Annotated in this window: 12 protein-coding genes and 1 tRNA gene; 7 read left to right on the top strand and 6 right to left on the bottom strand. The window is 54.4% G+C overall.

The window, feature by feature from the left end; genetic code table 11:
• Positions 1-65 precede the first annotated feature (65 nt).
• Positions 66-773, top strand: a complete 708-nt coding sequence (locus B3M32_RS07645; protein WP_290744841.1) for a hypothetical protein — start codon at positions 66-68, stop codon at positions 771-773.
• Between the two features lie 49 nt (positions 774-822).
• Here the strand turns inward: B3M32_RS07645 and B3M32_RS07650 are convergent, their stop codons facing one another.
• Complete coding sequence (locus tag B3M32_RS07650; RefSeq protein WP_290744843.1) at positions 823-978, bottom strand: hypothetical protein; 156 nt, start codon at positions 976-978, stop codon at positions 823-825.
• A gap of 317 nt (positions 979-1,295) precedes the next feature.
• Between B3M32_RS07650 and pgi the strand changes: the two genes are divergently transcribed.
• Entirely contained in the window at positions 1,296-2,960 is a 1,665-nt protein-coding gene (gene pgi / locus B3M32_RS07655) for a glucose-6-phosphate isomerase (RefSeq protein ID WP_290744846.1), read from the top strand.
• A 69-nt stretch (positions 2,961-3,029) separates the two neighbouring features.
• Here the strand turns inward: pgi and B3M32_RS07660 are convergent, their stop codons facing one another.
• Positions 3,030-3,854, bottom strand: a complete 825-nt coding sequence (locus B3M32_RS07660; RefSeq protein ID WP_290744848.1) for a tetratricopeptide repeat protein — start codon at positions 3,852-3,854, stop codon at positions 3,030-3,032.
• Positions 3,855-4,039: 185 nt separating this feature from the next.
• On the opposite strand from B3M32_RS07660, the gene B3M32_RS07665 reads away from it, so the two are divergent.
• The 5 genes from B3M32_RS07665 to B3M32_RS07685 all read left to right on the top strand — a co-directional run bounded on the left by B3M32_RS07665 (position 4,040) and on the right by B3M32_RS07685 (position 7,700).
• Positions 4,040-4,543 carry a hypothetical protein gene (locus B3M32_RS07665; protein ID WP_290744850.1) on the top strand — a complete coding sequence of 168 codons (504 nt, stop codon included), beginning with the start codon at positions 4,040-4,042 and terminating at the stop codon, positions 4,541-4,543.
• Positions 4,544-5,275: a hypothetical protein gene (locus B3M32_RS07670; RefSeq protein WP_290744852.1), complete on the top strand. Its 732-nt coding sequence runs from the start codon at positions 4,544-4,546 to the stop codon at positions 5,273-5,275.
• Positions 5,259-6,167, top strand: a complete 909-nt coding sequence (locus tag B3M32_RS07675; RefSeq protein ID WP_290744854.1) for a helix-turn-helix domain-containing protein — start codon at positions 5,259-5,261, stop codon at positions 6,165-6,167. Before B3M32_RS07670 ends, B3M32_RS07675 begins: the two co-directional genes overlap by 17 nt.
• 22 nt (positions 6,168-6,189) lie before the next feature.
• Positions 6,190-7,287 carry an AI-2E family transporter gene (locus tag B3M32_RS07680; RefSeq protein WP_290744856.1) on the top strand — a complete coding sequence of 366 codons (1,098 nt, stop codon included), beginning with the start codon at positions 6,190-6,192 and terminating at the stop codon, positions 7,285-7,287.
• Positions 7,288-7,400: 113 nt separating this feature from the next.
• A complete protein-coding gene (locus B3M32_RS07685; protein WP_290744858.1) occupies positions 7,401-7,700 on the top strand; it encodes an HU family DNA-binding protein in 300 nt (99 codons plus the stop codon).
• A 60-nt stretch (positions 7,701-7,760) separates the two neighbouring features.
• Here B3M32_RS07685 and B3M32_RS07690 read toward each other — a convergent pair.
• From B3M32_RS07690 to B3M32_RS07705, 4 genes are all read right to left on the bottom strand, one after another.
• Positions 7,761-7,834: transfer RNA gene (locus B3M32_RS07690), tRNA-Val, on the bottom strand.
• Positions 7,835-7,916: 82 nt separating this feature from the next.
• A complete protein-coding gene (locus B3M32_RS07695; protein ID WP_290744860.1) occupies positions 7,917-8,408 on the bottom strand; it encodes a hypothetical protein in 492 nt (163 codons plus the stop codon).
• The gene (locus B3M32_RS07700) at positions 8,392-8,808 is read right to left on the bottom strand and encodes a DUF6941 family protein (protein ID WP_290744862.1); all 417 of its coding nucleotides are present in this window, start codon (positions 8,806-8,808) and stop codon (positions 8,392-8,394) included. Before B3M32_RS07700 ends, B3M32_RS07695 begins: the two co-directional genes overlap by 17 nt.
• Positions 8,808-14,165, bottom strand: a complete 5,358-nt coding sequence (locus tag B3M32_RS07705; RefSeq protein ID WP_290744864.1) for a hypothetical protein — start codon at positions 14,163-14,165, stop codon at positions 8,808-8,810. Before B3M32_RS07705 ends, B3M32_RS07700 begins: the two co-directional genes overlap by 1 nt.
• Positions 14,166-14,236 lie beyond the last annotated feature (71 nt).

The following is a 14,236-nucleotide window of genomic DNA, read 5'->3' on the forward strand; positions in this document are numbered from 1 at the left end:
ACAATATAGTTTTCAAACACTATATTAGTGACATAAAAGAAAACAAATTTTCAAAGGAAATCAACATGAAAATAATTCACGCACTCTTGAGCACCGCTTTACTCACCGGCATCTTCACCACCTCCGCTATCGCCGCCCCCTCCGACAACGCCCCGTCAACAGCAGAAAAGAGCTGGACCCACACAGGAAGCATAGGCTTCGCGGCACCCGTTTCAAAATTCAAGACCGGAGGGAAGGACGTAGGCACCGTCGGCTTCGGCCTCGACCTCAATTATATCGGAATGGCCCGCAACGGATTTTCTATCGGGGCATCCTTTGCGGGAGGAGCGTCCGCCACGGACGACATCAAGTTCGAAGGCTCCAAAGACGACTCCCAGACCGGCAGGTTCACCGCTTTCGACATCGGTCTCGGCTACACCTTTGGCGCCGGGAAAAAATTCAGCGTATCGGTACTCGGCACCGTCGGATTCGAAATAGCGTATTTCGAAAGCGAAAAGAACGAATACAAACACGAAGAGTTGGGCAAGGTAGACAAGTACTTTACGGAAACCCTGGGTGGGCTCGCCCTGGGCGGCGACGTCGTCGTCTACAAGGGCCTCTCGGAACGCGCGGGCATTTACGCAAGCATCGCCGGCCGTTGGCTAGCAAAGTCCGCATCGATATCGACGACAAACTACGAAAAGGGTGACGACACCCGCACCGACACCCACGCCGACGCCCACTCCGGACTCTACAGCATCGTCCCCGCCGTGGGCGCGATGTTCAACTTCTAACCGAACGACACAAGAACAAACACCCGCCATTTTTTGCGACGGGATTTTTCTATAACGAAGCCACGCGACCGAAAAAGACGACAATCTCGGCGTTTTCCGGACCAACAGCTTCACGCAGGGCTTCCAGGAAATCATCGGCAATGCCCCAAACGTTTCCTTGCGGGATACGTATCTGGACCTCGCCTGCAAGGTCACGAATTCCCATGTGCACCTATATAATACGGAAAATTACGGCAGCGTCTACACGGAAGATTTGAGCGAGTTCTTCGGCTCCTTCTAAACCGGTAGGGCGCTCGCCCTATTCAAAAATTTCTAAATTTGCACGCTTCGCGTGCATATAGCACGGCTCGGTCATGTCAGAACGCAAGCGTTCTGCCGCGACGCTCGCCTTTTGACGCCTTCGGCGTCCGTGGCTGCGGTTCGCATATACGAAAACAAGTTTTCGTGCATGGCTCACCTTGCACACTTTTGCTATATTTGCCCCTGTAACAAATACCCGCGTGTAGCGGAAAGGATTAATCTATGTCGAAACTGACTGATTCTCAGGAATGGAAGGCCCTCGAGGCCCACGCCGAAGTCGCAAAGACTTGGCACATGAAGGAACTCTTCGCGAAGGACCCGGCCCGCGCCGAGAAGTTCAGCCTGGAAGCCTGCGGACTCTTCCTGGACTACTCCAAGAACATCATCACCGACGAGACCATGACCAAGCTCCAGGACTTGCTTAAGTCCGCGAACTTCGAAGACATGCGCAAGAAGTACTTCGCCGGCGAAAAGATTAACACCACCGAAAAGCGCGCCGTGCTCCACACCGCGCTCCGCTACAAGGGCAACGACCCGATTTGCGTCGACGGCAAGGACGTTATGCCCGAAGTCCGTGCGGTCCTCAAGCACATGGAAGACTTCACCCACCTCGTCCGCAGCGGCAAGTGGAAAGGCCACACCGGCAAGTCCATCAAGTACGTGGTGAACATCGGTATCGGCGGCTCCGACCTCGGTCCGGTGATGGTCACCGAAGCCCTCAAGCCCTACGCCGACAAGCCGATTGCCGGCGAAACCTCTCCGGAAGTCTACTTCGTTTCTAACATCGACGGCACCCACATGGCCGAAACCCTCAAGAAGGTGAACATCGAAGAGACGCTCTTCATCGTCGCTTCCAAGACGTTCACGACTCTTGAAACCATGACGAACGCCGAAACGGCCAAGGCCGCCGTCCTCAAGGCCTTCAATGGCGACGAGAAGTCCATCGCCAAGCACTTCGTTGCGCTTTCCACCAACACCGAGGCCGTTGCCGCTTTCGGTATCGACACTGCCAACATGTTCGAATTCTGGAACTGGGTCGGCGGCCGCTACTCCCTGTGGTCTGCCATCGGTCTTTCCATCGCGCTCCGCATTGGCTTCGAGAACTACATGAAGCTTCACCAGGGCGCCTATGAGATGGATCAGCACTTCAAGACCGCCCCGGCCGACAAGAACATGCCGGTGATCCTCGCCCTCATCGGCGTGTGGTACAACAACTTCTTCGGTGCATCCAGCTACGCGATGCTCCCGTACGACCAGTACCTGCACCGCCTCGCCGCCTACTTCCAGCAGGCCGACATGGAATCGAACGGCAAGACCGTTGACCGCGACTCCAAGCGCGTGAACTACCAAACCGGCCCGATCCTCTGGGGCGAACCGGGCACGAACGGCCAGCACGCCTTCTACCAGCTCATCCACCAGGGCACCAAGATGATTCCGTGCGACTTCATCGCCCCGGCAAACAGCCACAACAAGGTCGGCGACCATCACCAGAAGCTGCTCAGCAACTTCTTTGCGCAGCCCGAAGCCTTGATGAACGGCAAGACCCTCGCCCAGGCCCAGGAAGAACTCCGCAAGGACGGCAAGAGCGAAGAAGAAATCGCATTCCTCGCCCCGCACAAGGTGTTCGAAGGCAACAAGCCGACCAACTCCATCATGATGGACTACGTTTCTCCGGAAACGCTCGGCGCCCTCATCGCCATGTACGAACACAAGATCTTCACGCAGGGCGTTATCTGGAACATCAACAGCTACGACCAGTGGGGTGTTGAACTCGGCAAGCAGCTCGCGAAGAAGATCCTTCCGGAACTTGCAAAGGCCGACGCCGAACTGAACCACGACAGCTCCACCAACGGGCTCATCAAGTGGTATAAGGCTCACCAGAAGTAAGCTGAAGACAAAGCTTTAGAAAAGGCCGCGGTTTAAAAGCCGCGGCCCTTTTCGTTTTTTCAAATCGATTTAAATGAACATCATCGTATTGAGTTTCGCCCGGTACTTCCAGGTAAGCTCGTGCTTCGGCCCCAGAACGCCGAACAGCGTAAGCATCGCCTTCTTGGCGGCGCCATCGTTCCACTCAGGGGCTTCCACGAACAAGTTAAGGAAGGCCTGCAGGGCGCTTTCGAAATCTTCGGCGGCAGCCAACTTGCACGCTTCGTGATAGACTACGGCTTCCTTGCCCTGCACATCCTTCTTGGCAGCTTCGGCATGGAAATCCAGGAGTTCCAGAAGCGACTTGGCTTCGCGATACTGGTCGTCGGCCTCGGTGAACTTGCCGAGAACCGTTTTCGCCTTTTCAGTATCGCCCATGCCGAGACTCGCCTTCGCCCACAGGAGCTGCATTTTCTTGTCGTCGGGATTTTTCTGCAGGGCATCTTCCAGCAAGGGAAGCGCCCGGTCAAAATCCTTCTGTGCGATAGCGTCTTCAAGCGAATTCGCCAAGCGGGCCTCTTCGGACACATAGAACTTCTCGAGTCGCTTTTTCAGTTCTTCTTCGGGAAGGACTCCCTGGATGACATCGGCAATCTGCCCCTTGTCGACCACATGGATTTCGGGAACGGACTGTACACGGAACATCTGGATCAACCGCATGTTTTCACGGTCATCGCAGCTGACGACGCCCAGGGTGAAATCCATGCTCGTAGAAAGCTGGCCCATCAGCTGGGAGAATGGACCGCAATCCGGATATTCCGCAGAAGAGAACAGGACTGCGACAGCGCGGGTTTCCGAAGCCTGGATGACCTCGGTTTCAAAATTTTCAACGGTTATCTGTACAACTTTAGCCATAGTGGTAAATATAGAAAGGTATGGGCTCGGGGCGATGCCCCTTTGAGTAATGGGGTCGGCACGGCGTGCCTTTGAGCGATTGATAAAAAAAATTCCTCATATCTCATACCCCAGAGCGCCATAGGCGCGACCTCAAACCTCAAAGGGAGCCGAAGGCGACCGACCTAATTACTATATTCCCCTCCATGAGTACCTGCCCTTTCTGCAAATCAGAGGTTGCCGCAGTCAAGATTCTCCATCTCGATCTGCGCATTTGCCCCAAATGCTTTTCGACGTTTTTCCCGTGCAACCAGACCATGGCCCTGCGCGGAGACATTCCAGACCGCTCCCGCGAGCTCTGGTACAACGCCCTTAAAGCGAAGAACGTTGCCGACCCCGACATGACAGAAGCCTGCTGCATCGATCACGGCGAACCCTTGGTCGACGGCAACATCCCCGATTACGGGATTCCCGGGAAAGTGACAACCTGCTGCCAGATGTTCCACCTGCCGCCTTCCCAGATGCTCCAGATTCTAAAGCGCACCCTGGATTCGCCCTTCCACAAGCCGGCTTCGCAGGGCAAGCACCATTTCTTCTTTATCCGCGCACTGGACGCCCTCGTGTCAAAATTGTTCGGAGAGAAAATGCCCGAAATCGACCCTCTGGACGAAATGCAGTACAACCTCCACCTAAAGAAATTTTTTGAATAGATGAAAAAAACTTACGCCATACTGGCTTCCATCGCGGCGTTGGTACTGATCGTATACAACCTTCTGCCCGATTCCCATTTTAGCGAAACCGTTTTTCCGCTAGAAGAAGGCGTCTCCGTTTTCGGATACGATGACCTCGCCGATGGCGGAGCGTCCGTAGTCCACACGGACATCGCAGATTCCGTCCTGTCTTTCGACTGCTCGCTCAGCCCGGATTCCGTCAAGAGCGCCTGGTGCGGTATCTTGTGGAACGCCGACCCCGATTCTGCGGGAAACTTCCGCAACTGGACCTTCGTGGATTCTATCATTTTCGATATCGAAGCTCACGGGACAAAAGAAGTCCTTATCAAGGTCTGGGCGTATGACCCCGACGTGACGGACATTAGCAAGCCCAAGACGTTCAGGCTCCTGATGAAGGAGCTCCCGCTGAAGGAAGGCCGTCAACGGATCGCCGTCCCCATGGAACAGTTCTACACGCCGGAGTTCTGGTTCGAGGAAGGCAACGTCGACAAGTCGCTCAACCGCCGCCACCAGGAGACCATCGCGCGTTTCGAAATCGCTCCCGGATGGAACCAGCCCCGCGAAAAGAAATTCTCGCTCAAGATTTACAGCATCTCGGCTACCGGTGTGAGCAACATCTATTTCGGTATCGTACTCGGGATTTTCCTGCTCCTGACCATTATTGCGGTAGGCCGCAGCCACCAACTGAAAAACGATGCAGAAAAGAAATAAGATTCTCGGGTTCGTCCTCTTTGCCGTCGCTTTCGCCACATGGGGCGTACTGTTTTCCGCATTCAAGGGAAACTCCCTGACGCTATTCCCGAATTGCGGCTACGAGATATACGCGCTTACCGACGAAGCTGCCGGCGGTTTTTCCACTTCGGATATCTCTATCGGCGATTCCGCCATATCTGCCCAGATAAACATCCGCAGCGGCAAGGCCTATCCCTACGCAGGGATTGGTTTTAACCTGACATCGCTGAACAGCCGGCCGGCCGGCCCGTTCGACTTCTCCCGCTTCGACACCGTCGCGGTAACCGTATCGACCGGCCGCATGCGCTCGGTGACGCTCCGCATCTGGACAATGGACCCCGTATATTCCACCCAGGGCAAATACCTGACCTACCGACCACTCGAAACCGAAATTTCCGTTCCGGCATCTGCAACAGAAGCAAAAGTCGCCGTCGAAAGTTTCAAGAACAAGGAATGGTGGCTAGCCTCACAGGGCCTCGACAAGGACGACGGCCTCGCCTACTTCTTTTTATCGGCACTCTTCGAAGTCTTTAACGGCGAAGGGACGCTCCGTGGCATCCCCGACAATATCGAGATCCGCCAAGTCCGCATGTGGGGCGAAAACAGGGATTTCATAAAAGGCATGTATTTCGGCCTGGCCGCGCTCGTATTGCTCCTGGCCGGATTCGCGTACATGGCGTTCCGCAAGCGCCCCGATTCCGCCGCATTCGAAAAGCAGATGAAAGAAGCGGCAAGGCTCCTGAAACAGACGGACAAGTCCGTCGCCGAGATTGCGATTGCCGTCGGGGCGAAATCCGCAGCACGCCTGGAAAAAGATTTTTGTAGATTGTTCGGCAAGAAACCACTCGAATACAGGAAGAAGGATGCATAGACGTTGGACTCTTGACAGGGTAATGCATTTTATTTTGATCGTGCTTGGAACGGTCGTGGCGCTGCTCCTGGTGAACTACCTGCGCGGCGTTTTATTCCCGTTCTTCGCGGCATTCCTGATGGCCTACATAGCCGATCCGCTCGTCACGAAGTTGACGGTCAAGGTCAAGCACCGTATTATTGCCGTCCTGATAGTGCTTCTCGGGGCGATTCTCGTTATTGGCGGTTGCTTGCGGGTCTTTGTGCCGATGGTCGTGAGCGAAGTCCGCAACCTCGGCGTACTCATCTCGAAAATGTTCAACGACTCCGAATGGTCGGCGCGCATTGCGAACCTGATGCCTGGCGACTTGTACCAGACTATCCGCGGCATGATTTCCTGGGAACAGCTTGCAGGAGCCATGCAGAGTCTCGATTTCTGGAACGAAGTGCAGAACGTCGCGTCGAAGGTGCTGCCCGGTGCGTGGGGTGTCCTGTCTTATACAGGTTCCATATTCCTGTGGTTCTCCGGCGCGGCAATTATCTTCATGTACCTCGTGTTCATCATGCTCGACATGCCCAAGCTTCGCAAGGGCGTCTTGAACCTGGTCCCTACGCGTCTCAAGCGCGACGCGAGTTCGTTTGCGCACGAGACCGACAAGTTCATGGGCACGTATTTCCGCGCGCAGTCGCTTGTCGCGTTGACGGTCGGTATTTTGTATGCAATCGCTTTCGGCGTGATGGGACTACCCATGGGTGTTGCGTTCGGCCTCTTCTCCGGGGCGCTCAACATGATTCCCTACATGCAGCTCACCACCATCCCGCTCGCGCTGTTGCTTGCCCTGGCGTATTCACTCAACACGGGCATGCCCTTCTGGGAAGTGGCGTTAATCATTGGCGTCATCTACCTCGTGATACAAGTTATCGAGGACTTTTTCCTTGTGCCGCGCATTGTCGGGAAATCCATGAACCTGCCACCCGTAGGCATTTTGCTGAGCATCTCTATATGGGGTAAGTTGTTGGGATTCTTAGGGTTACTAGTTGCAATCCCCTTCACTTGTCTATGCTTGGTGTACATCGAGAAGCTCCAGCAAAGGGCTAGAGAAGCCCGAACCACGAAGGCAGGACCGCCCTCGGAGGCTTGATTTTATAGGCCTTGAAAAAGAATATTTTTTTAAAAAAGCATTCCACAAGGCAAAAAAAAAGGTATAATATCACCATACAAAACAAAACCTAACCTAACTCAAGGAGTTACAAAATGAACAAACAAGATCTCATTGAAGCCGTTCTCGCCAACAAGGAAGCTGGCTTTGAATCCAAGGCCGCTGCTGGCCGCGCTGTTGACGCCGTTCTCGACGGTATCGCCGCCGGTATCAAGAAGGACGCCTCCGTTCAGCTGATCGGCTTCGGCACCTTCACTGTCAAGACCCGTGCTGCCCGCACTGGCCGCAACCCGCAGACTGGCGCCACCATCAAGATCAAGGCTTCCAAGACCGTCGGCTTCAAGGCCGGTGCTGCTCTCAAGGCTGACGCTGCCAAGGCCAAGGCTAAGAAGTAATTCTTACTTTGCTTGTAACAGAGAAAAAGCCCTGCAATCATGCAGGGCTTTTTCTTTTAGTGGTCGATACAGAACTCGAATCTGTGACCTCTACCATGTCAAGGTAGCGCTCTAACCAACTGAGCTAATCGACCATTAAGGTATGCCAATAGTAGAAACTTGCTCCCGTTTTGTCAAGGGTTCGGCACGCCCCGAAAATTGGTTTTTTAGGGCGTTTTAACGCTCGTCCGCCGGAATCCAGTACCTAAAACGGCCCGTAACATGGATTCGCGGCAACGAATCGCTGCAAATACCGCTTCGGCAATCCTGCACGTACAAATCCAGGTCCGCAGTCCAGGTGGAATCGTCTTTTTGGTCAAAACGGATAACGCTTTCGTCACCATAGACAATCCCCTTGGGAGAGCCCTCTATGCGCGCCCAGGAATACCCCTCCACGACGGGATTGTCCCCCAGCGACGGATCGTACACCATCGCCGCAAAGGCGTCCTTGCGGTCGCTCTTTTCAATCCTTGTCTGGAAAAAGAAATAGTGCCGACGGGTGTTCGGCAGTTCCACGTCGTCTTCGCCGAGTTCCAAGGTATACGTCTTCGAATCACCGATCTGGTACTTGATATACCCGCCGCCGTCATTTTCCCAACTGCTGTTAAGGTCGCCGCAGGCCTGCAGCAACACTATACCGGCCAGGAGAAATCTAGTTGGGCTTAACACGGGGCGCTTCGAGAATGTACAGGGGCAACGTGGCGACTTCGGCGTCATCGATGCTCAAGCGGACAATGTACTTGTCCGGACGGGCAATCTGGAGCCTCTGCATGTTGAGAATCAAGTTTACCGCTGCAGTGTCGAAACCCGTAGCTACAGGCTCGAACGGGAACTCCGACTGCATTGCCGGGACAATGGCATGCCCGCAGACATCCTCGATGACAAGCGTAATCTTGTGGGTGCCCGCCTCTGCACGCTGATAGCGCATGCGGAAGGCTGCCGCGCACTGGGGAATGACAAACGGGAACTGCTGAGGGAAGACCCTGTCAAAAGCTCCAAGGATATTGAGGCGTCCACCAACACCGTTGGCGGTCGCCGCGTCACAAATAGATGCGATTTCAATGTTCATTAATGTACCGTCCAAGAATCGGCGCCATACTTCATGACTATGGGGCCGAAGTTTTCACCGCGACCACCGGCATTTTCCCAGCCCAGCATGCTGATATAAACGCCCCCGTCGCTCGAAATTCCGATATCCGGAGACGAACCGCGCAGGTAGTAGCCATGGTCATTGTAGAAAGAAACCTTGAAATAAGGCAGTTCGTTCTCGCCGTAAATCTTCCATGTCGTCCCGTCAAGATGGTAGGCATGCGACTGGGCAAGATTCAGCCTGCCGTTATCATCGATAATGGCGTACAATTTACCGCCATTCACGGCAATGCTCACGCTATGGATAAGCTTGCCTTCGGTAAACGGCCGTGAATACCGGCTCTCGCTGGAGAAAGAAATATTGCTGCCGTCCAAGGTTCCGCGCTTGACAATGGGACCGTACTTTTCCGTATCGCGGCAAGAATAGCCGATATACAGCACATTCCCGTCTACCGCCAGGTCAATGGAGCTCATGTCAGGTTCTATTTGCGCTTCTCTCTTTTCACCGAAACTGCTGTTATACATGGCATAGTAACCCTGGTACTGGGCCGTATTGCCGACATACACGGCGATAAATTTCCCGTTCGAGGCAAAGACTCCCTTGATCTCACGGGACCTGTTCGAAGAAATCCTGGTAGAACTCCACGTATTACCGCTCTTGTTTGCAAAGTAAGGCAGATTGTCGGTTTTTCCAATATACAGGACTGTCGGCGACGAACCTCCATTCTTTACGGCAATATCGACAAACGAAGCCGTTTCGGTAATCAAAGACCCGATAGACGACCAAGCCGACGTGCCGTTGGCCGACTTGTAGGCATCGACCTTACCGGAGCTCGTAAGCACGGCAAGGAACGCGTCTGTACCGTTATTGGCAACGGCAATCATCACAATGGAATCCCTCGATGTAAAGGAAGATACATCCATCGAAGTCCAGGCAGAACCGTTATAGTACTTGGATCCGATCATGTTCGAGGCTGTCAGGTAGACCTCCAGCGGCTTGCTGCCCACAACCGTGAGCACCGGCGGCGTCGGAAACTTGGACTTGGCCAAAACCGTATCTGTCGCCAAGTTCTTCCATGCCTTGGCAAAATACACCTTACGGCAGACTTCCTGGGCGCGGTGACGCAAGTAGAACGCCTCGTTTACCGCAGTCGCATTGCTGTCACGGTAATCCAGGCAGAACCTTCTTTGGTCGCCATCCGTGCTGCTGCGGACGAACGCCTGGTAGAACTCGGCTATATTCGTATCGAGCGAACCATCCTTGGGGCCTTCGAAGGGACCTCCGGCGACATTGCTGAATCTCCAGTTGAACTTCTGGTTGTCAGGATCGCCGATGGGTCCCATGGTAGAATTCATGCCGCCCCATTCCGTCGTGTAGAAGCTATAGCCCTCTGCAGAGACCGAGGAGTCCCCGCTCCATACGTAAACGGTATCGGCAGCGGTAATGACGCCCTTCGGCGGAGAAACGATAATCTTGACTTGAGTCGTATCGCTGAAGGTCATTCCCGTGCTGATTTCTTCGGCAGTGACAACGCAGTAGATGTCTTCGCCTTTTTCGGTGTACGAAGAATCCCTGAACGCGTAGAACAGCACGACCGGGTTGCCGTGGTCATCGTACTGGATATTGTCGATAAAGCTGTAGAGTGGCTCATCCTTTATGGCCTTGTTGTTGCTGCTGTAGTAGCACTGCCACTTGTACCAGCTCACGTTGTTGTTGGGCCATACGTCATCGTTCTTCGTCGCCGACAGGTCGAATGACTGGCCGGGCATCACGTAAATGAGTTCGTCCTTTACGGTAATCACCGGAGTCCCGGTGCTATAGGTGATAAATGTCGTGTCGCGGGCGGTATTGCCGTCATCGTCGGTCACGCGCACGATACAGCTGTAGTTCATCGTCGCGGCCGGCGCTTCCCAGGTGGCGCTCACGTCACTGAATGTCTTCCAGTTGTTTTCGATGGTCGATGGCGTACCGCAGCTCCATTCGTACTTGACAATGCTGCCGTAGCCGTCATGCGCCGTCGCATCGAGGACGATATTGAACCCTTCGCGGACAGTGATATTTTCGCGCTTCACGGTAACCGTCGGCGGGTCGAGAAGGACCGTGATATGGGCGGTATCGCGGGCCGTATTGCCGTCGTCGTCGGTCACCTGGATAACGCACCAGTAATCATTATAGGCCGTAGACGGCATCGTCACGGAGTGTTCCGGCGAGGAATTCGAGGAGTAAGTGAAATTGATGGCGGAACCGCTCGGGCCGCAGCCCCACTCGTATTTCTTGATAGAACCGTTCAAGAAGGTGCTGTTGTACTGCGTGGAATCCCTGGCATCCGCATCGAGGTTCACGACATCCTTGATCGTGACCGTCGGATTGTTCAAGACATGGACCGTCGGCGATGCACGCAACACGTTGTACGTCGCCGTATCACTTGCCGTATTGCCGTCATCGTCGGTCACGCGGACAGCGCAGAAGTAGTTCCCTGCGGTATTCGGCATGGTGACCTTCGTGGTGCGGTTGAACGTAAGCCAGTTTTCGTCCAGGAAATCCTTGGACTTGGCACAGGACTTCTCGTACTTGACAACCTGGCCAAGGGAATCGCCCGCCATGAACAAGAAGTCCACTTCGTCGTTGATGGTGAGCGTCTGCTGCTTGATGTTCAGGTGTACGTACGGCTTGTCGGCGACTACCTCGAAGTCGAGGGTATCGCGAGCAGTTTCTTCGTCATCGTCAGTCGCCTCGAAGACGCAGAAGTAGCTGGTTTCTTCGCCAGGGAGCGTAACCGTGACCGTCTCGCTATGGGTCGCAGCGGGCGGATCAATCGTAATCTTGTGGTCCGAGAGAGCCGCGGCAAGGCCGCTCTTTTGGGCGCTGCAGCCCCAAGAAATCTTGTTGACCGTACCAAGCTTGTCGCTTGCAGAAACATTCACCTCGACCGAGGACTTGATCTTCTGCCTTGTCCTGCTTTCCGTCGTCGCGGTAATCTTCGGCGGGTCAGAAATCACGTTCACGGTAATCTTGTCGGTGCTCGTCTTGCCGTCGTCATTGGTAATCTCCACGGAAACAACGTGTGTGCCCTTCGTTTTCCAGGAAAGGGAGCCCGACGTGGTGTTGGCTTCGATGCACGATACGGCACCACCGCAGTCCCAGGAGAGCGTGTACTTGTCGTTGGTGGGGTCGTCGTTGTTCGGGATGACCTCGAGGTTCACATGGATAGTGTCATTCACGGAAATGGTCGTGTCGCTACCCGGCTCGATAAAGAAGGCGGCGGGCTTGTCACTCAAGAAGCCGAAGCGAACGACGTTGGAACTGCTGCCACCCTTGCGGTCGGTTTGGGCCACCATGTTGTAGAATGTAGACGCCTTCATCTCGGCGGGGAAATCCTCTTGCTTGAGCGAGACCTCGGCGGTACTGTCGGCCTTGACCTTCACGGCGACAGCCGCCATCTTGTCCACGTTCGTCACGAAGAACAGCGAGTCGGGCATCGGGTGCGCGTCGGCAATCTTCACGGTGAACTTGAGTGTCTCGGTATTCTTTTCCATGGCGGCGGCCTTGCCGTTCACCGTCAACCGGATCGAAGACGCCATGACGACAAAGTCCTGCTTGATTGTCGGAGACTTGAGTCCAGCACTGTCGGTCGCAAACACCTCGAACGTGTGCTTGCCATCGGTAAGGTCATCCAGCTGCACACGCCACGTCCACTTGTTCGTAAACTTGTTGTACCCGCCAAAGAACGAGAGCTCCTGGCTCTTGCCGTCCAGCAGCGCCTCGACCGTCTTTACCTGCGAACCAAAGTCTTCCGCCTTGCCCGAAAATTCCACGGAGCGGCCAAAGAGCGTGTCTATCGGGGTATCTAAAATCACGTTCGGTTCCACGGGGTCTTTCATGACCCTGTTTCCGAGATTGATTGTCTGGCCCACTTCGATATGGCGGTACGGAAGCGTATCAGGATCGTAACCGTATCCGGCCGTGTCGCGAACAATCATGCGGTACGAACCCGACGGAACGTTCACGCTGTAATAGCCCTTGTCGTTGGTAGTCGCCAGGTAGCTATTTACGGAATCCTTGAACTCGACGAGAATTCCCGAGTGCCTGGAACGGCCCTGGTACTGCACGTGTCCCATGAATACGCCATAGGGGTTCTTCAAGTCGACAAGGAGGAACATGCGCGGGCGCTTGGTCCCGTCCTTGTCCTTAATCTTATCGGCATAGACGGTATCGTATCCGTCAGTCACCCAGACATCCCAATAAATACGGCCTGTAAGATTGAGCTTGTTATTGCCGTCCGCATCCACTGCGACAAAATACGATTCCTTGAGATCCTCGGCAACCAGGTAGCGGTTGGTGAAATTGGGAACGAATTCTTCGATGCTCGTGTCGCTCTGGATCGGGTTCGCCGCACGGACAAAGTAGCGCAGGGCGGCAGGATTGTCGGCATCGGTCGCCTCGAAATGCAGGATAAGGCGTTCCTTCTCGTTCTGCGTAGAATTGTCGTCCGGGCTAATCAGCTTGAGTTTCGGGAGCTGGTTGAAATGCAGGTTCACGCTGTCCCTTGTCTCGTTGCCATCGTCATCAATGGCGATGATATAGATTTTCTGGTTGCCGACGGAATCCACCTTGGCGGAATCGTACTTGATTGTCACCGAAAGCGTGTCATCGCCCAGTTTTTCGAACTTCCACTTCTCGGGTTCACCCTTACCGCCGGCATCGAGGTCTATCTTGAGGCTCTCGATGGAACCAAAGGAATCCAGCGCCACCATCGGGAACGTGATCTCACCCTTGTAGTTCGTCCACAGGGTATCCTTGGGAACATTCAGGTACGGAGGAGTGTCGATAACACGAATGTACTGGCCGATGCCAGCCGTGTCGCGGGCATTGTTGCCGTCGATAGCAATGAACAGGGGGCTGTAAAGACCCGTAGCAGTATAGACACGGGCGAACGGAGTGGCGTTCGCGCTATTCTCGGTCACGTAGTTACATCCCTTGCCCGTCTCGCCCTGGGAGTAGAATTCGCAGTCCTTCTTGAGCGTGTCCTTGTTGTCCTTGCTGTACGGTTCCTCGAAATGCCAGATATAGCGGTAGACCTTGTCGGAGTTGTAGCGCAAGAAGCCCATGAGGTACACCGTATCGTTTACCGTAATGGTAAGGGTGTCGTACACCAGCACGGAGTCCGGATTGCTCAAGTTGATGATGGAGTCAGCGAAGGCTTCCGCATTCTCGAACGGCTTGTTGAACGCGAATACGACCGAATGGTTGTTGCGGAGGTTTACGTTTTCCTTGATAGAGGATTCCCTGGAGCATCCGAACAGGCATGCCATGCTCAGGGCAAGAAAAATGGACAAACAAGGTCTTCTAAATCGCATATCCAATCCTTTTTTATTGACGGACAAGAACAGGGCCCTTCGTGGGGGCT

Source organism: Fibrobacter sp. UBA4309, assembly GCF_002395745.1.
In the GTDB taxonomy this organism is placed as follows: domain Bacteria; phylum Fibrobacterota; class Fibrobacteria; order Fibrobacterales; family Fibrobacteraceae; genus Fibrobacter.

What these genes read in the sequence shown, in the direction of transcription:
- B3M32_RS07645 (WP_290744841.1), top strand. Translation starts at nt 66, where the DNA reads ATGAAAATAATTCACGCACTCTTGAGCACCGCTTTACTCACCGGCATC.
- B3M32_RS07650 (WP_290744843.1), bottom strand. Translation starts at nt 978, where the DNA reads ATGGGAATTCGTGACCTTGCAGGCGAGGTCCAGATACGTATCCCGCAA.
- pgi (WP_290744846.1), top strand. Translation starts at nt 1,296, where the DNA reads ATGTCGAAACTGACTGATTCTCAGGAATGGAAGGCCCTCGAGGCCCAC.
- B3M32_RS07660 (WP_290744848.1), bottom strand. Translation starts at nt 3,854, where the DNA reads ATGGCTAAAGTTGTACAGATAACCGTTGAAAATTTTGAAACCGAGGTC.
- B3M32_RS07665 (WP_290744850.1), top strand. Translation starts at nt 4,040, where the DNA reads ATGAGTACCTGCCCTTTCTGCAAATCAGAGGTTGCCGCAGTCAAGATT.
- B3M32_RS07670 (WP_290744852.1), top strand. Translation starts at nt 4,544, where the DNA reads ATGAAAAAAACTTACGCCATACTGGCTTCCATCGCGGCGTTGGTACTG.
- B3M32_RS07675 (WP_290744854.1), top strand. Translation starts at nt 5,259, where the DNA reads ATGCAGAAAAGAAATAAGATTCTCGGGTTCGTCCTCTTTGCCGTCGCT.
- B3M32_RS07680 (WP_290744856.1), top strand. Translation starts at nt 6,190, where the DNA reads ATGCATTTTATTTTGATCGTGCTTGGAACGGTCGTGGCGCTGCTCCTG.
- B3M32_RS07685 (WP_290744858.1), top strand. Translation starts at nt 7,401, where the DNA reads ATGAACAAACAAGATCTCATTGAAGCCGTTCTCGCCAACAAGGAAGCT.
- B3M32_RS07700 (WP_290744862.1), bottom strand. Translation starts at nt 8,808, where the DNA reads ATGAACATTGAAATCGCATCTATTTGTGACGCGGCGACCGCCAACGGT.